At 63.7% G+C, this 19,392-nt stretch carries 16 protein-coding genes; 4 read left to right on the top strand and 12 right to left on the bottom strand.

From position 1 onward, the window contains the following. Positions 1–14: 14 nt before the first annotated feature. The 10 genes from MJ643_RS07265 to MJ643_RS07220 all read right to left on the bottom strand — a co-directional run bounded on the left by MJ643_RS07265 (position 15) and on the right by MJ643_RS07220 (position 11,719). The gene (locus MJ643_RS07265; protein WP_013970689.1) at positions 15–1,799 is read right to left on the bottom strand and encodes a copper resistance system multicopper oxidase; all 1,785 of its coding nucleotides are present in this window, start codon (positions 1,797–1,799) and stop codon (positions 15–17) included. 476 nt (positions 1,800–2,275) lie between these two features. Next, positions 2,276–2,977 (bottom strand): helix-turn-helix transcriptional regulator, encoded by a 702-nt coding sequence (locus tag MJ643_RS07260; RefSeq protein ID WP_013970690.1) that lies wholly within the window; start codon positions 2,975–2,977, stop codon positions 2,276–2,278. A gap of 369 nt (positions 2,978–3,346) precedes the next feature. Further along, positions 3,347–3,874 carry an inorganic diphosphatase gene (gene ppa, locus MJ643_RS07255; protein WP_003255365.1) on the bottom strand — a complete coding sequence of 176 codons (528 nt, stop codon included), beginning with the start codon at positions 3,872–3,874 and terminating at the stop codon, positions 3,347–3,349. A 93-nt stretch (positions 3,875–3,967) separates the two neighbouring features. Next, positions 3,968–4,783, bottom strand: a complete 816-nt coding sequence (locus tag MJ643_RS07250) for a M90 family metallopeptidase (RefSeq protein ID WP_013970691.1) — start codon at positions 4,781–4,783, stop codon at positions 3,968–3,970. Positions 4,784–4,792: 9 nt separating this feature from the next. Further along, positions 4,793–5,440 carry a DedA family protein gene (locus tag MJ643_RS07245; protein ID WP_015268798.1) on the bottom strand — a complete coding sequence of 216 codons (648 nt, stop codon included), beginning with the start codon at positions 5,438–5,440 and terminating at the stop codon, positions 4,793–4,795. A gap of 249 nt (positions 5,441–5,689) precedes the next feature. Next, complete coding sequence (locus MJ643_RS07240) at positions 5,690–6,148, bottom strand: GNAT family N-acetyltransferase (protein WP_003257044.1); 459 nt, start codon at positions 6,146–6,148, stop codon at positions 5,690–5,692. 108 nt (positions 6,149–6,256) lie between these two features. Next, complete coding sequence (eutC, locus tag MJ643_RS07235; protein ID WP_015268799.1) at positions 6,257–7,075, bottom strand: ethanolamine ammonia-lyase subunit EutC; 819 nt, start codon at positions 7,073–7,075, stop codon at positions 6,257–6,259. 8 nt (positions 7,076–7,083) lie between these two features. Continuing rightward, positions 7,084–8,478 (bottom strand): ethanolamine ammonia-lyase subunit EutB, encoded by a 1,395-nt coding sequence (locus MJ643_RS07230; RefSeq protein ID WP_013970694.1) that lies wholly within the window; start codon positions 8,476–8,478, stop codon positions 7,084–7,086. A gap of 46 nt (positions 8,479–8,524) precedes the next feature. Beyond that, positions 8,525–9,973 carry an ethanolamine permease gene (eat, locus tag MJ643_RS07225; RefSeq protein ID WP_013970695.1) on the bottom strand — a complete coding sequence of 483 codons (1,449 nt, stop codon included), beginning with the start codon at positions 9,971–9,973 and terminating at the stop codon, positions 8,525–8,527. Between the two features lie 225 nt (positions 9,974–10,198). Continuing rightward, positions 10,199–11,719 carry an aldehyde dehydrogenase family protein gene (locus MJ643_RS07220; RefSeq protein WP_003257045.1) on the bottom strand — a complete coding sequence of 507 codons (1,521 nt, stop codon included), beginning with the start codon at positions 11,717–11,719 and terminating at the stop codon, positions 10,199–10,201. 255 nt (positions 11,720–11,974) lie between these two features. Here MJ643_RS07220 and MJ643_RS07215 point away from each other — a divergent pair, with 255 nt between their 5' ends. The 4 genes from MJ643_RS07215 to MJ643_RS07200 all read left to right on the top strand — a co-directional run bounded on the left by MJ643_RS07215 (position 11,975) and on the right by MJ643_RS07200 (position 16,289). Continuing rightward, the gene (locus tag MJ643_RS07215; protein ID WP_208209287.1) at positions 11,975–13,963 is read left to right on the top strand and encodes a sigma-54-dependent Fis family transcriptional regulator; all 1,989 of its coding nucleotides are present in this window, start codon (positions 11,975–11,977) and stop codon (positions 13,961–13,963) included. Between the two features lie 66 nt (positions 13,964–14,029). Further along, complete coding sequence (gene mpl, locus MJ643_RS07210) at positions 14,030–15,379, top strand: UDP-N-acetylmuramate:L-alanyl-gamma-D-glutamyl-meso-diaminopimelate ligase (RefSeq protein ID WP_024086190.1); 1,350 nt, start codon at positions 14,030–14,032, stop codon at positions 15,377–15,379. Continuing rightward, positions 15,376–16,005 carry a flavin prenyltransferase UbiX gene (gene ubiX / locus MJ643_RS07205; RefSeq protein WP_013970698.1) on the top strand — a complete coding sequence of 210 codons (630 nt, stop codon included), beginning with the start codon at positions 15,376–15,378 and terminating at the stop codon, positions 16,003–16,005. The genes mpl and ubiX overlap by 4 nt, the downstream gene beginning before the upstream one ends. Then, complete coding sequence (locus MJ643_RS07200) at positions 16,002–16,289, top strand: YceK/YidQ family lipoprotein (RefSeq protein WP_013970699.1); 288 nt, start codon at positions 16,002–16,004, stop codon at positions 16,287–16,289. Before ubiX ends, MJ643_RS07200 begins: the two co-directional genes overlap by 4 nt. 109 nt (positions 16,290–16,398) lie before the next feature. Here MJ643_RS07200 and MJ643_RS07195 read toward each other — a convergent pair whose 3' ends face one another. Continuing rightward, positions 16,399–17,043, bottom strand: coding sequence for an oxidoreductase (locus tag MJ643_RS07195; protein ID WP_013970700.1), 645 nt, complete (start codon positions 17,041–17,043; stop codon positions 16,399–16,401). Between the two features lie 27 nt (positions 17,044–17,070). Beyond that, entirely contained in the window at positions 17,071–18,804 is a 1,734-nt protein-coding gene (locus MJ643_RS07190; RefSeq protein ID WP_024086191.1) for a C13 family peptidase, read from the bottom strand. Between the last annotated feature and the right edge of the window lie 588 nt (positions 18,805–19,392).

The following is a 19,392-nucleotide window of genomic DNA, read 5'->3' as shown; positions in this document are numbered from 1 at the left end:
CTCGGATCTCCAGTTCATTCGTCCACGCGGACTTCGCGGAACATGCCCATTTCCATGTGGAACAGCAGGTGACAGTGATAGGCCCAGCGCCCCAAGGCATCTGCCGTGACGCGATAGCTTCGTTTTGAGCCAGGCGGCATGTCGATCGTGTGTTTGCGCACCATGAAGTTGCCGTTCTCATCCTCCAGGTCGCTCCACATGCCATGCAGGTGGATGGGGTGAGTCATCATGGTGTCGTTGACCAGGGTGATGCGCAGGCGCTCGCCATACTTGAGGCGCAGTGGCTCGGCATCGGAAAACTTGATGCCGTCGAAGGACCAGGCGAACTTTTCCATGTGGCCGGTTAGGTGCAACTCGATTGTGCGACCAGGCGCGCGGCCGTCCGGGTCCGGGAAGGTGCTGCGCAGGTCGGCATAGGTCAGCACACGGCGGCCGTTGTCACGCAGGCCGATGCCCGGATCGCCCAGTTTTGGCGTCGGGGTCATCGTTTGCATGTCGACCAGGGGGTTGTTGGTCTCGGACTCTGGGTGGCTCTGCATGGGCGCGCTGGTACCAGCCATTTCGCCATGGTCCATGCCGGCCATGCTGCCATGGTCCATGCTGCCGTGGTCCATGCCAGCCATGTCACCGTCGTCCATGCCGGCCATGCTGCCGTGATCCATGCCGCCCATACCGCCATGGTCCATGCCCATATCGCTCATGGAAATGGTCGGCCGTGGATCGACAGCGGGAACAGGGGCCTGCAAGCCCTCGCGAACCGCCAGGGTGCCCCTGGAATACCCGGTACGGTCCATGGATTGGGCGAAAATGGTGTAAGCCTGCTCGCTTTCGGGTTCGACGATGACATCGTAGGTTTCGGCAACGGCAATGCGGAACTCGTCGACCGCAACGGGTTTGACATGCTGCCCATCCGCCGCGACAACCGTCATCTTCAGGCCGGGAATTCGCACATCGAAATACGTCATGGCCGAGCCGTTGATGAAGCGCAGGCGGATTTTCTCGCCCGGCTTGAACACGCCCGTCCAGTTACCGTCGGGGGCCTGGCCGTTCATCAGGTAGGTGTAGGTGTAGCCGCTCACGTCAGCGAGATCGGTGGGGCTCATTTTCATCTCGGCCCACATCTTGCGGTCGGCTACCGCGGCGGACCAGCCCATTTCGCTCACATCGTTGACGAAATCGCCCACCGTGCGCTTGTGGTAGTTGTAGTAGTCGGACTGCTTCTTGAGCTTGGACAGCACCCGTGCAGGGTCTTCATCCGTCCAGTCGCTGAGCATGACCACGTAGTCCCGGTCATAGGTGAACGGCTCAGGCTCTTTCGCGTCGATGACCAGGGCGCCATACACCCCGACCTGCTCCTGGAAACCGGAGTGGCTGTGGTACCAGTAGGTGCCGTTCTGCTGGACCTTGAACTTGTACTCATACATGCCGTCGGGGGCGATGCCATGGAAGCTCAGGCCCGGCACGCCGTCCATGTTCGCCGGCAGGATGATGCCGTGCCAATGGATGGAGGTGTCCTGCTGCAAGCGGTTGCGCACACGCAGCGTGACGGTATCGCCTTCGCGCCAGCGCAGGATGGGCCCGGGAATGGAGCCGTTGATGGCCATCGCTGTGCGCGCAGCGCCGGTAATGTTGACCGGCAGCTCACCGATGTAGAGATCGAAGTCGGTGCCGCTCAGCACACTCGGTTGGCCCGGGCTGGTCACGGCCCAGACCGGCGCGCGCCACATGCCAAGCCCGCCAAGCAGTCCGGTAGCGGCAAGGCCTTTGACGAAGGAGCGTCTGGTGGTTTTGCTTTGCATGCCGTTGCGTCCAGTCAGTCGTGAAGTCGCTGGCATTCAGCGGTTGAATGCCCAGCCCGTGGGACGAGAGGCCCACAATCATCATTCACGCTAGCGGACCTGCGCTGTCATCTGGCTGAGCTTCAGATTACTTTTTTGTCAGCTTCTGACTGGATGTACTGGCGAACCCTATGGTCTGGCTGCAACGCCAGTGTCCGGGAAGCCTGCAACAGTCTGCAAAGGGTGGGAGTGGCTTTTACTCGGGCATTAAAAAGCCGGCTTGTGGCCGGCTTCTCGGGGACGCTTCCGACTAATTTATGGTAAGCCGCAATCGCCTTAACTGTGTGGCCATCAAGGGCCTGAAAGAGATGGCAGATGCCCGTGTGGGATATCGCCGAGCCCTCTGGACCGCGGCTTGCGCCGGTCGGGGCTGAATGTGGGGCGTAGCATACAAGGGCGCGCGCAGGATGCCCAGCAAAAAATGGCACAGGTTTGTTTCAGTCGGGCCGTTGCTGGCGGAAATGCGACCAGTGGAACACCCAGCCCAGGATCTTCAGGCCTTGTGTCTGGCGCTGGGCGGCGGTGTAGCGTTCGACCGCATAGTTGCGCCGATCATGGCTGTGCAGGTACAGCGTGCCGTGCTGGCCGAGGCTGAGGTTGTTAACCCTGAGCACGCCGTTGTGCAGCAGGGCATAGGTTTCGCCCTCGACCACCTGGGTCATGCCCAGGTCGATGGCCAGGGTAGCTTGCAGCGGAATCAGCGGGGTCATGTTGCTGGCGGGCATGGCCAGGCAGATGGCGTCGTCGGCATGCACTCCCAACCCCTTCAGGGCTTTTGCGGGCAGGCACAGGTGTTTGCCGGCCACGGGCGACAGCAGGCCGTTGTGCAACTCGTAAAAGGGCACCTTCAATATACGGCCGCCTTGCGCCGATAGCGGCGTGGGCGGGTTGGCGGGCGCCGGCCCCGGTGGGCAGGTGCGCAGGATCGGGTTGTGGTGTTTGGGGCCTTCGCCCGTGCGCAACCAGCGACGATGCACGCAGAACAGGTCCGCCATTTCGTCCAGCCGGGCCAGGGGCACGCCGCGCTTGAGCCAGTTGTTGACGTGCTGGGGCGTGACGCTGCGCTGGGCGGCGAAATCGGAAGAGGTCAGGCCACATTCGTGGAGGAGGGCTTTGAGTCTGTCACCGGATGTGTTCATGGCGGCGAGTGTAGCGGCGGGATGCCAGCAAGGATATGAACCGGATGTTGATGGGGCTTGTGTGAAAAGCGCCTGTTTGTAGGGCGTTGGAGTAGGACTGCGTAGGATTTTTTACTCTCCCAGGCAAGTGCGCGGTTCCTGTGGGAGCGGGCGTGCCCGCGAAGAGGCCAACGCGGTGGCTGGCACCGGCTGCGCCGGTGTTCGCGGGCACGCCCGCTCCCACAGGGATCGCGCCGGCATCTAGAATTTGAGCAAGACAGTTGTTCCCACAAAAGTGCTGCGCAGGCAGGTCATCCAGTGCCAGGGCGACCAGCCATCCATCAGGCATAAAAAAACCCCGCCGAGGCGGGGTTCTTCATGCAACCGGCATCAGCCCTTGTAGGCAGCAACCGATTTGGTGATCGCGGCGCGGGCGGCGTCAGCGCCTTCCCAGCCTTCGATCTTGACCCACTTGCCCTTCTCGAGATCTTTGTAGTTGGCAAAGAAGTGCTCGATCTGCTGGATCAGCAGGGCTGGCAGGTCGGTGTATTCCTTCACGTCGACATACAGCTGCGACAGCTTGTCGTGAGGAACAGCGATGACCTTGGCGTCGCCGCCGCCGTCGTCGGTCATGTTCAGCACGCCGACCGGACGGGCGCGGATAACCGAACCTGGGGCTACCGGGTAAGGGGTAACGACCAGCACGTCCAACGGATCACCGTCATCGGCCAGGGTGTTCGGGATGAAGCCGTAGTTGGCTGGGTAGAACATCGGGGTAGCCATGAAACGGTCGACGAACAGGGTATCGCTGTCCTTGTCGATCTCGTATTTGATCGGCGCGTGGTTGGCCGGGATCTCGATGGCGACGTAGATGTCGTTCGGCAGGTCTTTGCCCGCCGGAATCTTGCTGTAGCTCATTGGGCAGTGCCCCCGTGTTTGACCAAAAAAGTGGCGGCGATTATAGGCACATTCTGCATGGGCATGCCACGCCTGGCCTGATGTGCGGCCCCGTCAGGCGTGGCTTTCGCGGTATTCCGGGTGTTCGGCCTGCAGCCGGCACAGGCGCGCCAGCGGGTCTTGGCGGTAGAACAGCGACAACTGGCGGTAGACCTGTGGATAAGCCTGTTGCAGCAGGTCGGGAGCACTAAAGAAGTACTCGCTGGTTACGGCAAAGAACTCTGCGGGGTTCTCTGCGGCATATGGATCGATGGCGGTTTCGGCGTCGGGGTTGGCGTCCAGCTGGCGGTTGAGGTCGTCATAGGCCTGTTGCATGGCGGTTGCCCATTCATCCACGGGCATGCCGCTGTGCAGCGGCGGCAGGCCGTTGGCATCACCATTGAGCATGTCGAGCTTGTGCGCCAGTTCATGGATGACCAGGTTGTAGGCCTCCCAGCCACCACTGGCCAGCACGCCGCTCCAGGCGAGGATGATCGGGCCCTGCTGCCAGGCTTCGCCGCTGTGCTCACCGTCCCACACGTGCTCCACGCCACTGGCATCGCGGTGGCGCTGGGGGCTCTTGAAATCGTCTGGGTAGAGGATGATTTCGTGGAAACCCTGGTACCAGTTCAGCTCGCCCAGGTGCAGCAGCGGCAATTGCGCCTGGGCCGCCAGCAACAGGCGCTGCTCGTCATCCGGCTCGACGCCGGGCAGGCAGGTGAGGTGCTTGTCGAGCAGGAACAGGATGCAGGCTTCACGCAGCCAGCGATCCTCTTCGTCAGTGATGCCGTCCAGCATTGGCAGGCGCTCGCGCACGGCCTGCCATTGCTGGGGGGTGATGGGATAGCGCGCCAGGGTGCGCTTGCGCCGCCAGGCGCTGAACGACCACATCGGCAAGTTTCAGTGCGCTTTGGCCGTGCGGCCCAGACGGCCACGCAGCAGGCCGAGGATCATCGGTACCAGCGACAGGATGATGATGCCCACCACCATCAGCGACAGGTGCTGTTTGATGAATGGCACGTTGCCGAAGAAGTAGCCCAGTGTCACCAGGCCGCCGACCCACAGTAGCGAACCGGCGACGCTGAAACCGAGGAAGCGCGGGTAGTGCATGTGGGCGATGCCGGCGACGAACGGCGCAAAGGTGCGCAGGATGGGCAGGAAGCGCGCCATGGTCACGGTCTTGCCGCCGTGGCGTTCATAGAAGTCGTGGGTACGCTGCAGGTAGTCGCGACGGAAGATCTTCGAGTTGGGGTTGTTGAACAACCGCTCGCCCGTCGTGCGGCCGATCACATAGTTGGTGCTGTCGCCGAGGATCGCGGCGGCCATCAGCAGGCCGGCCAGCAGCAACGGGTCCATGCCGCCACCGGCGGCCACGGCGCCGGCAATGAACAGCAGCGAATCGCCAGGCAGGAAGGGCATGACCACCAGCCCGGTTTCACAGAAGATCACGGTGAAGAGGATGGCGTAGATCCAGGGACCGTAGTTGGTGACCAGCAGATCGAGGTAGGCATCGAGATGCAGGATAAGGTCCAGCGGGTTGAAATCCATGTACAGCACCTGTGTTCTTGGGCGTAGGCTCGGTTACCTGCGGATGGGTAAATTTTCACACACGACAGGTGGGCCATTATACGGCTAAGTCAGGATCATGCCCGGGGAGTTTGTAGCGGGGGGTTACGGCAGGGGTACTCCTGTACCGGCCTCTTCGCGGGTAAACCCGCTCCCACAGGTACAGCACCGACTTCAGATGTGCCGCTATGCCTGTGGGAGCGGGTTTACCCGCGAAAAGGCCGGTGCAGGTCAATCCTGGCTGATCGGCAGGATATAGCTCTTGAACTCGTTATCCTCACGAAACCCGATGGATTCGTAAGTCTTGTGCGCTACCTCATTGTCCGCACTGGTCGACACCCGCATGCGCACGGCGTTGGTTTCCTTGGCCATTTTCTTCGCCTCGCGCATCAGGTGGTCGGCCACCAGCATGCGCCGCGAGTCCTCGGCCACGTAGATATCGTTGAGAATCCATACCCGCTTCAGCGACAGCGACGAGTAGCTCGGGTACAGCTGGCAGAAGCCCAGCAGCTTGCCGTCATCATCATCGGGTAGCGCCAGGTAGATCACCGACTCATCCCGCTTCAGGCGCTTTTCCAGGAAGCTGCGCGAACTGTCGGGGTAGGGTAGCTGCCCATAGAACTCGCGGTATTTGACGAACATCGGCGTAAGCAGATCGAGGTGTTCCAGGGTTGCCTTGATGATGCGCATGTGCGGCCCTCAGAGTCCATTAGGGGAAACAGCGGATTGCCAGCAGCTTTCAAAGGCATGCTGCCCAATGCTTGGCGCAAGTGCAATCCGCCTTCCGTGACATGTTTTTTATCCTTTGCCGAGCAGGAAGTTACCTTTCTGGCCGGTGCTGTTTTCGCTCTCCAGGCTATGGACCTCGGCCTCGTCCTTCAGATTCACCCCGGAAAGCTGGCGCCGGCAGGCTTCGCGCATCAAGTACAGCAAGCGGTGCGCCGCCATGCCATAACTCAGGCCTTCCAGGCGGATGTTGGAAATGCAGTTGCGGTAGGCATCGGTCAGGCCGACCTTTGGCGCATAGGTGAAGTACAGGCCAAGGCTGTCGGGCGAGCTGAGCCCCGGGCGTTCGCCGATCAGCATCACGGTCATCCGTGCGCCCAGCAGTTCACCGACCTCGTCGGCCACTGCCACGCGGCCCTGCTGCACCAGCACCACCGGGGCGCTGGTCCAGCCGTCGGCGGCGGCCTGTTCCTCGAAGCGCGCCAGGAACGGCAGGGTGTGGCGGTGCACGGCCAGTGCCGAGAGGCCGTCAGCGACGACGATGGCCAGGTCGACCCCGCCGGGGTTGGCCTGGGCATGCTGGCGCAGCGCGGCAACCGAATCTTCGTTCAGCCGTCGGCCCAGGTCCGGGCGTTGCAGGTACTGGTTGCGGTCGCTGGCGGCGCTGTGCAGCACCAGGCTTTCGCGCCCGCGGTCACTCAGCTGGGTAGCCAGGCCGGCATGGTCGAAGGCCAGGTGCACGGCGTCGCGGGCCTGGGCGTGGGCAAACTGGAAGTCCAGCTGCGCACCGGTCGGCAGGCTGGTGCCGGTCCGGCCCAGGGCAATGCGCGCCGGGGTCAGGTTGCGCAGGGCCAGCCAGGGGTTTTCGGGGGTAGGCGTGCGGTGGTCCATGGTCATCCCTATGCAAGCTGTGCCAAGGCCTGGCGGAAGGCCGGCGGCAGGTTGTCACCGAAGCGCACCCGGCCATCGGCCTGGGTGAAGATGCCGGTGCGGGCCAGCCATGCCTCGAATTCCGGCCCAGGCTTAAGGCCCAGGGTCTGGCGCGCGTACAGCGCGTCGTGGAACGAGGTGGTCTGGTAGTTGAGCATGATGTCGTCGGAGCCTGGGATACCCATGATGAAGTTGATCCCGGCCACGCCCAGCAGGGTCAGCAGGGTGTCCATGTCGTCCTGGTCGGCTTCGGCGTGGTTGGTGTAGCAGATGTCGCAACCCATCGGCACTCCCAGCAGCTTGCCGCAGAAGTGGTCTTCGAGGCCGGCGCGGATGATCTGCTTGCCGTTGTACAGGTATTCGGGGCCGATGAAACCGACCACGGTGTTGACCAGGAACGGTTTGAAGTGGCGGGCCACGGCATAGGCGCGGGTCTCACAGGTCTGCTGGTCGACGCCGTGGTGGGCGTTGGCCGACAGCGCGCTGCCCTGTCCGGTTTCGAAGTACATCAGGTTCTGCCCGAGGGTGCCGCGTTTCAGCGAAAGGCCCGCTTCGTAGCCTTCCTGCAGCACGTTCAGGTTGATGCCGAACCCGGCGTTGGCCGCCTCGGTGCCGGCGATGGATTGGAACACCAGGTCCAGTGGCACGCCACGGTTGATCGCCTCGATCGAGGTGGTGACGTGGGTCAGCACGCAGGCCTGGGTGGGGATGTCGTAGCGCTGGATGATGGCGTCGAGCATCTCCAGCAGGGCGCAGATCGAGGCGATGCTGTCGGTGGCCGGGTTGATGCCGATCATGGCGTCGCCGTTGCCGTACAGCAGGCCGTCGAGAATGCTGGCGGCGATGCCGGCTGGCTCGTCGGTCGGGTGGTTGGGCTGCAGCCGGGTCGACAGGCGCCCGCGCAGGCCCATGGTGCCACGGAACCGGGTGACCACGCGGATCTTCTGTGCCACCAGCACCAGGTCCTGCACGCGCATGATCTTCGACACCGCTGCGGCCATTTCCGGCGTCAGCCCGGGTGCCAGGCTGCGCAGGCTGTCCTCGTTGGCCTCTTCGCTCAGCAGCCAGTCGCGCAGGCCACCCACGGTCAGGTGGCTGACCGGGGCGAAGGCCTGGGCGTCGTGAGTGTCGATGATCAGGCGCGTGACTTCATCATCTTCGTAAGGGATCAGCGCTTCGTTGAGGAAATGCGTCAGCGGGATATTGGCCAGGGCCATCTGCGCGGCGACCCGTTCGCCATCATTGCTGGCCGCCACGCCCGCCAGGTAGTCCCCCGAGCGGGCGGGGCTGGCCTTGGCCATCACTTCCTTGAGGCTGTCGAAGCGGTAGACCAGGTGGCCGACCGTGTGTACGAAACTTGCCATACAGAGTCTCCAGAGCCGCGGGTTGCCCCGCGGCGGGTGGCGGCGATCAGTGCAGGGCCTCTTCGGCTTTCTGGATCGCGGCGAATTCCTCTTCCGGTGTACCCGCGACCAGGTGGTGGCGGCTGTAGAAAGCAAAGTAGGCAATTAATACCGCATAGATCACTGCGGCGCCAATCACCACCCGTGGGTCTACCAGGAAACCGGCGACCACAGCGATGCACGCCAGTACCAGTGCCAGGCCCGAGGTGAAGATGCCACCAGGGGTGCGGTATGGGCGCTCCATCTTCGGTCGACGGATGCGCAGGGTGATGTGCGCGGCCATCATCAGCACGTACGACAGGGTAGCGCCGAACACCGCCACCAGGATCAGCAGGTCACCCTGGCCGGTCAGCGACAGGGCAAAGCCGATGATCCCGGGGATGATCAAGGCCAGTACCGGGGCCTTGCTCTTGTTGGTTTCCGACAGCTTGCGCGGCAGATAACCGGCGCGGGACAGGGCGAAGATCTGCCGGGAGTAGGCGTAGATGATCGAGAAGAAGCTGGCGATCAGCCCGGCCAGGCCGACCAGGTTGACGAAACCGCCCATCCAGGTGCTACCGCCGTAGGCCTTGGACAAGGCTTCTACCAGCGGGTTGCCGGACGCTTTCAGTGCTTCGGAGCCTGCGCCGCCGGGGCCGACCACCAGGATCAGCAGGGCGAAGGCCAGCAACACCAGCATGGCGCCGATCAGGCCGCGTGGCAGGTCACGCTTGGGGTTCTTGGTTTCTTCGGCAGCCAGCGGCACGCCCTCTACGGCAAGGAAGAACCAGATGGCATAGGGGATGGCCGCCCACACGCCGACATAGCCGAACGGCAGGAAGCTGCTGGCGCCCACAGCGTCCGTTTTGGCGATGTCGAACAGGTTGGCTGCATCAAAATGGGGCACCATGCTCACTAGGAACACGGCCAGAGCGATGGCTGCGATGGCGGTGATGATGAACATCAGCTTCAACGCCTCACCCACGCCAAAGATGTGGATGCCGATGAACACGATGTAGAACGCCAGGTAGATCATCCAGCCGCCGATGCCGAACAGTGACTGGCAGTAGGCGCCGATGAACACCGCGATGGCGGCGGGGGCGATAGCGTACTCGATGAGGATCGCCGTGCCGGTGAGGAAGCCGCCCCAGGGGCCGAATGCGCTGCGGGCAAAGCCGTAGCCGCCGCCTGCGGTGGGGATCATCGACGACAGTTCGGCCAGCGAGAAGCACATGCACAGGTACATGGTGGCCATCAGCAGGGTGGCGAGGAACATGCCGCCCCAGCCGCCCTGGGCCAGGCCGAAGTTCCAGCCGGCATAGTCGCCGGAGATGACGTAGGCCACGCCCAGGCCGACCAGCAGGACCCAGCCGGCGGCACCTTTTTTCAGTTCACGTTGCTGGAAATAGTCCGAGCCGACTTTTTCGAAGTCGACGGAAGAGCCTGCCGGCGAGCCGGCGGAATGATCGCTTGGCATAGATTCACCTGTTGTTTTTCTTGGTGGCCGGACGGGTTCCGGGCCGATGGTGATGGGTACTGCAGGAAGCGAGCCAGAGCGTTGGTGCACGGTTACCGCTCTGGGTTTTGTATATGCAGGCCTGGCCTCTTCGCGGGTGAACCCGCTCCTACAGGGGGTGTACAGCGCCTTAAGCAAGCGCAGTACCTGTGGGAGCGGGTTTACCCGCGAAGAAGGCGACGCGGTTTAGAAGAAGCCCAACGGATTGATGTCGTAGCTCACCAGCAGGTTCTTGGTCTGCTGATAGTGGTCGAGCATCATCTTGTGCGTCTCACGCCCGACCCCCGACTTCTTGTAGCCACCGAACGCGGCATGCGCCGGGTACAGGTGGTAGCAGTTGGTCCACACGCGGCCAGCCTTGATCCCACGGCCCATGCGGTAGGCACGGTTGATGTCGCGGGTCCACACGCCGGCACCCAGGCCGAACTCGGTGTCGTTGGCGATCGCCAGGGCTTCGGCTTCGTCCTTGAAGGTGGTGACGCTGACCACCGGGCCGAAGATTTCTTCCTGGAACACGCGCATCTTGTTGTTGCCCTTGAGCAGGGTCGGCTGGATGTAGTAACCGGTGGCCAGCGAGCCTTCCAGTTTTTCGACCTTGCCGCCGGTCAGCAACTCGGCGCCTTCCTTCTGGGCGATGTCCAGATACGACAGGATCTTCTCGAACTGCTGTTGCGAGGCCTGCGCTCCGACCATGGTGTCGGTGTCCAGCGGGTCGCCGCGCTTGATCTGCAGCACCTTCTTCATCACCACTTCCATGAACTGCGGGTAGATCGACTCCTGTACCAGTGCCCGTGACGGGCAGGTGCATACCTCGCCCTGGTTGAAGAACGCCAGCACCATGCCTTCGGCCGCCTTCTCGATGAAGCTTGGCTCGGCTTGCATGATGTCTTCGAAATACACGTTCGGCGACTTGCCGCCCAGTTCGACGGTGGACGGGATGATGTTCTCGGCGGCGCATTTCATGATGTGCGAGCCAACCGGGGTCGAGCCGGTGAAGGCGATCTTGGCGATGCGCTTGCTGGTGGCCAGTGCTTCACCGGCTTCGCGGCCATAGCCTTGCACCACGTTGAGCACGCCTTTTGGCAGCAGGTCACCGATCACTTCCAGCAGCACGGTGATGCCCAGCGGGGTCTGTTCGGCCGGCTTGAGCACCACGCAGTTGCCGGCGGCCAGGGCCGGGGCGAGCTTCCAGGCGGCCATCAGGATCGGGAAGTTCCACGGGATGATCTGCCCGACCACGCCCAGTGGCTCATGGATGTGGTAGGCCACGGTACCTTCGTTGATTTCCGCGGCGCCGCCTTCCTGGGCGCGGATGCAGCCAGCGAAGTAGCGGAAGTGGTCGACCGCCAGCGGAATGTCGGCATTGAGGGTTTCGCGGATCGGCTTGCCGTTGTCCCAGGTTTCGGTAATGGCCAGCAGTTCGAGGTTCTGCTCGATACGGTCGGCGATCTTCAGCAGAACGTTGGAGCGGTCCTGCACTGAAGTGCGGCCCCAGGCGTCGGCTGCAGCGTGGGCGGCATCCAGGGCTTTGTCGATGTCTTCGGCAGTGGAGCGAGGGAATTCAGCGATCAGCTTGCCATTCACCGGGGAGGTATTTTCGAAGTACTGCCCCTTTACCGGAGGAACGAACTCACCACCGATGTAGTTGCCGTAGCGGCTCTTGAAGGAAACCTTCGCGCCTTCGGTACCGGGATGTGCGTAACGCATGGTGTGTCTCCTGGCTATTGTGTTTGTTAGGGAGTTGGAAAGCGTAGAGCAAAGGTTGGGCCAGCGTTTCGAGCGCCAGGTAAATCAATGACTTGGCTCGGTCCTTTGGGCCGGGCCCACGATCTCTGTGCCAGCGCCGGTACGCGCGGGGGTGACACTTTGTGCCATTTGCGACACGTAACCGGAGGGTGCATTGCAAAGCCTTCCCGGGTGGAGGATGCTGGCGGGACTCTCTATCTGCGGAGAACTACAACAATGCAGAGCAATCATTTCAGTCGCCATGCCCAGCAAGTCCATACCGTCGCCCATGGTGGGGCCGGGGAGGGTGGCAGTGACCCGTCCATCGCCCGCTCCTGGCTACGCTGCCTGGAGGACTACCACCTCGACCCGTCGGTGATCGAGGCCCCGGTGGTGCTCGAGCATGGGCGCTTGCTGGAAAGCCGCGAGCGCCTGCGCCAGGTGCTGCAGATTGCCGACCATGAAATGAACAGCCTGCACCAGCAGCTTTCCGGGGCCGGCCATGCGGTGCTGCTGACCGATGCCCGTGGGGTGATCCTCAATTGCGTCAGCGCGCCGACCGAGCGGCGCAGCTTCGAGCGTGCCGGGCTGTGGCTGGGCGCTGACTGGAGCGAGGCGCGCGAGGGCACCAACGGCATCGGCACCTGCCTGGTCGAGCGCCAGGCGCTGACCATTCACCAGAACGAGCACTTCCGCGGTCGCCACACCGGCCTGACCTGCTCGGCCAGCCCGGTGTTCGACCCGCATGGCGAGTTGCTGGCAGTGCTGGATGTGTCTTCGGCGCGGCCCGACGTTTCCCGGCAGAGCCAGTTCCACACCATGGCTTTGGTCAACCTGTCGGCGAAGATGATCGAAAGCTGCTACTTCCTGCGCCATTTCGAACAGCAATGGCTGCTGCGTTTTCACCTGCAGGCCGAGTCGGTCGGCCTGTTCAGCGAAGGCCTGCTGGCGTTCGACGGTGACGGGCGCATCTGCGCCGCCAACCAGAGCGCGCTGAACCTGCTGGGCACGGTGCGTGGTGGCGTGCTGGGCAAACCGCTGGAACGCTTCTTCGCTTGCAGCCACGACGAACTGTTCAGCCGCGCCACGCCTGGCAGCAGCACGGCGTGGCCGCTGCATACCCTGGACGGGCGCCAAGTGTTCGCCAGCCTGCGTGGCCAGGCGCGCGCACCGGTGTGGTCGGTACCAGCCGCCCAGCCGCGGCCCACGCGGGAAGTGGAGCCGCTTATCTGCCTGCTCGACCCCGCCTTGCAAAACGACTTCCGCCGCAGCGTGCGGGTGTTCGAGCGCGATGTGCCGCTGTTGCTGCGCGGCGAGACCGGCTGCGGCAAGGAGGCCTTCGCCCAGGCCGTGCACCAGGCCAGCGAGCGGCGCGGCAAGCCGTTCGTCGCCATCAACTGCGCCTCGATCCCGGAAAGCCTGATCGAGAGCGAACTGTTCGGCTATCGCGGCGGCAGCTTTACTGGTGCACGCAAGGAAGGCATGCGCGGCAAGCTGCTGCAGGCCGATGGCGGCACCTTGCTGCTGGACGAGATTGGCGACATGCCACTGGCCCTGCAAACCCGCCTGCTGCGCGTGCTGGAGGAGCGCCAGGTGGTGCCGATCGGTGGTGAGCCGCAGGCGGTCGACGTGCGCATTGTCAGCGCTACTCACCGTGACTTGCTGGAACGGGTGGAGCAGGGCAGTTTCCGCGAGGACCTGTATTACCGGCTGAATGGTCTGGAAGTGGCATTGCCTGCGGTGCGCGAGCGCAGTGACAAGGCGCAGTTGCTGGACTTTCTGCTGCGTCAGGAGGCGCAGGGAGAACCGATCGATATCGAGCCCAGGGCGCGGCAGGCACTGCTCGACTTCGCCTGGCCGGGCAACGTGCGGCAGATGCGCAACGTGCTGCGTACCCTGGTGGCACTTTGCGAAGACTCCCGCATCGCGTTCCCGGATCTGCCCACCATTCTCCGCAACAGCACCGTCCCTGTAGGAGCGGCCTTGTGTCGCGAAAGGGCCGCAGAGCGGCCCCAGGGTCTCAGCAGCGCCGACCAATCTGCAGGGGCTGCGTCGCAGCCCGATCGCGACACAAGGCCGCTCCTACAGGATGCGGAGCGGCAAGCATTGTTGGAGACGCTAGATGCAAAACACTGGCACCTCACCCGTGTCGCCGAGCACTTGGGCATCAGCCGCAATACCTTGTATCGAAAACTGCGCAAACACGGCATCACCAGAGCCGACTGAGCGAAACATCTGGTGCGATTTGTCGCGCCCTGGGCTACCCTGCCTCGATGTTTTGCGAGGTCGACCATGCATATTCACATTCTCGGTATTTGCGGCACTTTCATGGGCTCGCTGGCGGTGCTGGCCAAGGAACTTGGCCACCGCGTCACCGGCTCGGACGCCAACGTCTATCCCCCGATGAGCACCCAGCTTGAAGCCCAGGGCATCGAGCTGACCCAAGGCTATGACCCGGCCCAGCTGGACCCGGCGCCAGACTTGGTGGTCATCGGCAACGCCATGTCGCGTGGCAACCCGGCGGTGGAGTACGTGCTGAACAAGGGCCTGCCCTATGTTTCCGGCCCGCAGTGGCTGGCCGACCACGTGTTGCAGGGCCGCTGGGTGCTGGCCGTTGCCGGTACCCACGGCAAGACCACTACCAGCAGCATGCTGGCCTGGGTGCTGGAACACGCTGGCATGAGCCCGGGCTTCCTGATTGGCGGTGTGCCGCAGAACTTCTCGGTGTCGGCGCGCCTGGGCGATACGCCGTTCTTCGTGGTCGAAGCCGACGAGTACGACAGTGCCTTCTTCGACAAGCGCTCGAAGTTCGTCCACTACCACCCGCGCACGGCGATCCTCAACAACCTCGAGTTCGACCATGCGGACATCTTCCCCGACCTGGCCTCGATCGAGCGGCAGTTCCACCACCTGGTGCGCACCATTCCCAGCGAAGGCCTGGTCATCCACCCCACCACCGAGCAGGCGCTGGAGCGAGTGATCGGCATGGGTTGCTGGACCCCGGTGCAGACCACCGGCGAAGGTGGCCAGTGGCAAGCCCGTCTGCTCAGCCCCGACGGCTCGCGCTTCGAAGTGCTGTTCGACGGCGAAGCGCAGGGCGTGGTGGACTGGGCGCTGACTGGCCAGCACAACGTCGCCAACGCCCTGGCTACCCTGGCAGCGGCGCGCCATGTAGGCGTGGTGCCCGCCATGGGCATCGAAGGCCTGAGCGCCTTCAAGAGCGTCAAGCGGCGTATGGAGAAGGTTGCCGAAGTGCAGGGCGTGACCATCTACGATGACTTCGCCCACCACCCGACCGCCATCGCCACCACCCTGGACGGCCTGCGCAAGCGCGTTGGCGAAGCCCCGGTGATCGCCGTGATCGAGCCGCGCTCCAACTCGATGAAGCTCGGTGCCCACCGTGACGGCCTGCCGGAAAGCGTCAACGACGCCGACCAGGTGATCTGGTACGCCCCGGCCAACCTTGGCTGGGACCTGGCTGCCACCGCCGCGCAATGCAAAGTGCCCAGCGTGGTGGCCGACAGCCTCGAAGCGATCATCGAGCGGGTCAAGGGGCAGGCCCGCGCGGGTACCCATGTAGTGATCATGAGCAACGGCGGCTTCGGCGGCCTGCACGGCAAGCTGGCCGAGGCACTGAAGTGAGCGGGCCGGAACGCATCACCCTGGCCATGACGGGCGCCTCTGGTGCCCAGTATGGCCTGCGCCTGCTCGACTGCCTGGTGCGTGAGGACCGCGAGGTGCACTTCCTGATCTCCAAGGCCGCGCAACTGGTGATGGCCACCGAGACGGACGTGGTGCTGCCGGCCAAGCCACAGGCGATGCAGGCTTTCCTCACCGAATATACCGGCGCTGCCGACGGGCAGATCCGCGTGTATGGCAAGGAAGACTGGATGTCGCCGGTGGCCTCGGGCTCCGGCGCCCCGGCGGCAATGGTAGTGGTGCCCTGTTCCACTGGCACGCTGTCGGCGATTGCCACCGGTGCCTGCAACAACCTGATCGAACGTGCTGCCGACGTTACCCTCAAGGAGCGTCGCCAGCTGATCCTGGTGCCGCGCGAGGCGCCGTTCTCCACCATCCACCTGGAGAACATGCTCAAGCTGTCGCAGATGGGCGCGGTGATCCTGCCGGCGGCGCCGGGCTTTTATCACCAGCCGCAGACCATCGACGACCTGGTCGACTTCGTGGTGGCGCGCATTCTCAACCTGCTGAACATTCCTCAGGACATGTTGCCGCGCTGGGGCGAGCACCACTTCGGGGTGGATGATTGAAGCGAGCGCTAGCGGGTTTGATGGCGCTGGTGCTGCTTGGTGGCTGCGCCACGGTGCGCACGCTGGATGCCAACAAGCCCGGAGCACCGGTGGTGTATGCCGGTACCCGGCTGGACTTGTATGTGATCAATGGCGGGTGCTGCCCGCGGGATCGTTACGGGGCTGAGGCGCCAGCGTATCCGGGGCTGGACCTGCCGGGGAGCATGTTGCTGGATACCTTGTTGCTGCCGTTGTCGTTGCTGACAGCGGCCGGTGTAGGCTTCCAGGCCACTGGTGGCCTGTAAGGGCCCTTTCGCGGGTAAACCCGCTCCCACAGGTACTGCACCAGGTCTGAAATCGGTGCAAATCCTGTGGGAGCGGGTTTACCCGCGAAGAGGCCCTGCCAGGTAAAGCCTACTTCTTGCCCAACCTGCGCAACTCATCCGACTCCACAATCCGCACCCCGTCCTCTTCCTCCAGCGCCAGCCGCCACAGCGCCCGGGCCAAGGTACAAGCCTCGATCCCCCGATACTTCCCGGGTATCAGCCTGGCAAACGGCGAAGCCAACTGTTCGCCGAGCCGCGGCTCGACCCGCTCACCCAGCAGCAACGACGGCCGCACGATGGTCAGCTGCGGCCAATCCTGAGCCTTGAGTGCCTCCTCCATCTCACCCTTGACCCGGTTGTAGAAAATCGACGATTTCGGGTCGGCGCCCAATGCACTGACCACCAGCAGATGCCGCGCGCCCAACTCCCGGGCACGCTTGCTGAAAGCCACCACCATGTCCAGGTCCACCGCGCGGAAGGCCGATTCGGAACCGGCCTGCTTCAGCGTGGTGCCCAGGCAGCAATAGGCGATATCGACCCGCCCACCCAGTTGTGGAAGGAACACAGCCGGGTCGCCTACCGGGTTTTCCAGGTGCGGGTGCTCGGCCAATGGCCGGCGGGTAGGCGCCAGTACGCGAGTGATGGTGGGCTCGTTGAGCAGACGGTCAAGCAGGTGTTCACCTGTCAGACCCGTGGCACCGGCAAGCAGGACATGCTGAGGCGTCAAATACATGATGTCTCTCCCTTGTTACACACAAGCTTAGTGGCTGCCGGGCGTTTGCGCCTGTTCCCCCGCGTTGGCCTGTGCGGCGTTACGCAATGCTTCTTCGGCCTGTTGCCGGCGCAGGTGCTGCCAGTGCTCAAGCACCTTCGGCGGCGCCCACAGCTGCGGTTCGGAGGCCTCGAAACCTTCCCTTTGTTCTCTTTCGGCAACGCTGGCGCGCGCCAGTTCAAACGCCTGTTTCAGGTCGTCGGTCTGGTTCAGCGCTTCAGCGAACAGGGCATCGCCGAAATAGGTGAAATCGGCTTCTTCCGAGCAACCGAAAGACACGCGGTCGGCACGGGCGGCGGTCATGATCAGCGTGCGCTCATCTTTGAGCGGCGTGATGTAGCCCCCTGAATAGCAGGCGGATATGACAATCACCTTGTCGCGGTTCTTCAGCGGTGCCAGCGCGCTCGCCAGCTCGTCGGCAGACAGATCGGCCAGCTGCAGGCGCGGTTGGTCGAGTACCAGCTGATGGTCCTGGCTGCCATGACTGGTGAGATAGATGAACACCAGGTCTTCGGGGCCGCTGCGCTCGGCCAGGGTGCGGGCGGCGCGGGTCAGGTTTTCGCGTGTGGCCATGGCTCGGGTGGTCATGTGGTCGCGGTGGTTGATCAGGGTCACCTGGCCACTGGCGCCAAAACGCACCTTGAGCATGTTGCTGACATAGTCGGCTTCGCGCATGAACACGCTCTGCTGGCCATCGCCGGCCACCACCAGGCTGTATAGCTGAACTGGTGGCGCCGAGCGCGGTACCCGGGCCAGCGCTTCATCCAGCAAACGGCCCTGGTTGAGCAGCGCCAGGTCCAGAGGGTCGGGCAGCAGCTTGCCGTTCTGGTCCCGTACGCGCACGCCGTTGCTCCAGGTGCCACTTTCGACCTTGCCGTTGGCCAGGATCAGCCGGCCCTGGCCGTGGTAGGCATCGTTGAGAAAGCCACCGATATACTTGCTGCCGTCGGCCAGCTGCAGGCTGCCCTGGCCCGACAGGCGCCAGTCGGCGAAGGTGCCTTTGTAGTGGCTGCCATCGCTGCCCAGCAGTTCGCCTTCGCCAACCAGCGAGCCGTCCTTGAATTCGCCGATCCACACATCACCATCGGCATTTTCGTAGCGGCCACGGCCTTCCAGGCGGTTGTCCTTGAACTCGCCGATGTACTGCTCGCCGTCAACGCTGTCGTAGGTGCCGCTGCCCTCCAGCTGGCCATTGATGAAGTGGCCGCTGAACTGGTTGCCGCTGGCATCGCTGCGCACCCCGGCGCCGTTGGGCTTGCCCTTGGCGAACAGGCCCTGGTAGCGGCTGCCGTCGGCCAGTTCCAGCTCGCCGGCACCTTCGTACAGGTCGTCCTTGAACTGGCCGCGGTAGGTCTGGTCGGCTTGCTTGAGGGTGCCTTCGCCGTCGCGGCGGCCGTGGCTGAAGGTGCCGGCATAGTGGCTGCCCGGGGTGGTCAGCTCGCCCAGCCCCTGGAACAGCCCTGCGGCGAACTGGCCGCGATACACCTCGCCGTTGCGGCCGTGCCATTCGCCCTGGCCGTGCCATTGGCCGTCCTTGAAGGTACCGGCGTACCAGCTGCCGTTGGGGTAGTCGATCCGGCCCTCGCCTTGCAACAGGCCATCGACCACCTGCCCCCGGTACCGCCCACCGTCAGGCAGGCGTGCGTCCGGCGGGAGCAGCGATTCGCCATCGCCGCAGGCGGCGAGCAGCAGGACCAGGGTGACGGGGAGCAGTGAACGCATGGCGAGAACCGGGCAATAGGTCTGCCGAGTATGACGCAGAATGGGATCCTGAAACAGCGAACGCATGTGCTGGCGCAGCTTTCGAGCCTGCACTGCATTGAAAAGCTGGCACGGAACCTGTGGGAGCGGGCGTGCCCGCGAACACCGGCGAAGCCGGTGCCATGTACCGTGTGGCTTTCTTCGCGGGTGAACCCGCTCCCACAGGTATTGCGGTGACCTTCAGCTTTGCGCAATCCCTGTGGGAGCGGCTTTAGCCGCGAACACCGGCGAAGCCGGTGCCAGGCACCGTGTGGTCTTCTTCGCGGGTGAACCCGCTCCCACAGGTATTGCGGTGACCTTCAGCTTTGCGCAATCCCTGTGGGAGCGGCTTTAGCCGCGAACACCGGCGAAGCCGGTGCCAGGCACCGTGTGGTCTTCTTCGCGGGTGAACCCGCTCCCACAGGTATTGCGGTGACCTTCAGCTTTGCGCAATCCCTGTGGGAGCGGCTTTAGCCGCGAACACCGGCGAAGCCGGTGCCAGGCACCGTGTGGTCTTCTTCGCGGGTGAACCCGCTCCCACAGGTATTGCGGTGACCTTCAGCTTTGCGC

Origin of the sequence: Pseudomonas sp. PNPG3, from assembly GCF_023093815.1 — a bacterium.
GTDB lineage: Bacteria > Pseudomonadota > Gammaproteobacteria > Pseudomonadales > Pseudomonadaceae > Aquipseudomonas > Aquipseudomonas asiatica.
The sequence above is the reverse complement of the archived record's forward strand: the minus strand, read 5'-3'. Positions and strand labels throughout refer to the sequence as shown.

Coding starts and splice junctions, on each gene's coding strand:
- MJ643_RS07230 (WP_013970694.1), bottom strand. CDS start 8,478: ATGGCAAGTTTCGTACACACGGTCGGCCACCTGGTCTACCGCTTCGAC.
- MJ643_RS07260 (WP_013970690.1), bottom strand. CDS start 2,977: ATGAACACATCCGGTGACAGACTCAAAGCCCTCCTCCACGAATGTGGC.
- MJ643_RS07240 (WP_003257044.1), bottom strand. CDS start 6,148: ATGCGCATCATCAAGGCAACCCTGGAACACCTCGATCTGCTTACGCCG.
- MJ643_RS07190 (WP_024086191.1), bottom strand. CDS start 18,804: ATGCGTTCACTGCTCCCCGTCACCCTGGTCCTGCTGCTCGCCGCCTGC.
- MJ643_RS07195 (WP_013970700.1), bottom strand. CDS start 17,043: ATGTATTTGACGCCTCAGCATGTCCTGCTTGCCGGTGCCACGGGTCTG.
- eutC (WP_015268799.1), bottom strand. CDS start 7,075: ATGGACCACCGCACGCCTACCCCCGAAAACCCCTGGCTGGCCCTGCGC.
- eat (WP_013970695.1), bottom strand. CDS start 9,973: ATGCCAAGCGATCATTCCGCCGGCTCGCCGGCAGGCTCTTCCGTCGAC.
- MJ643_RS07215 (WP_208209287.1), top strand. CDS start 11,975: ATGCAGAGCAATCATTTCAGTCGCCATGCCCAGCAAGTCCATACCGTC.
- ppa (WP_003255365.1), bottom strand. CDS start 3,874: ATGAGCTACAGCAAGATTCCGGCGGGCAAAGACCTGCCGAACGACATC.
- MJ643_RS07245 (WP_015268798.1), bottom strand. CDS start 5,440: ATGGATTTCAACCCGCTGGACCTTATCCTGCATCTCGATGCCTACCTC.
- mpl (WP_024086190.1), top strand. CDS start 14,030: ATGCATATTCACATTCTCGGTATTTGCGGCACTTTCATGGGCTCGCTG.
- MJ643_RS07265 (WP_013970689.1), bottom strand. CDS start 1,799: ATGCAAAGCAAAACCACCAGACGCTCCTTCGTCAAAGGCCTTGCCGCT.
- MJ643_RS07220 (WP_003257045.1), bottom strand. CDS start 11,719: ATGCGTTACGCACATCCCGGTACCGAAGGCGCGAAGGTTTCCTTCAAG.
- MJ643_RS07250 (WP_013970691.1), bottom strand. CDS start 4,783: ATGTGGTCGTTCAGCGCCTGGCGGCGCAAGCGCACCCTGGCGCGCTAT.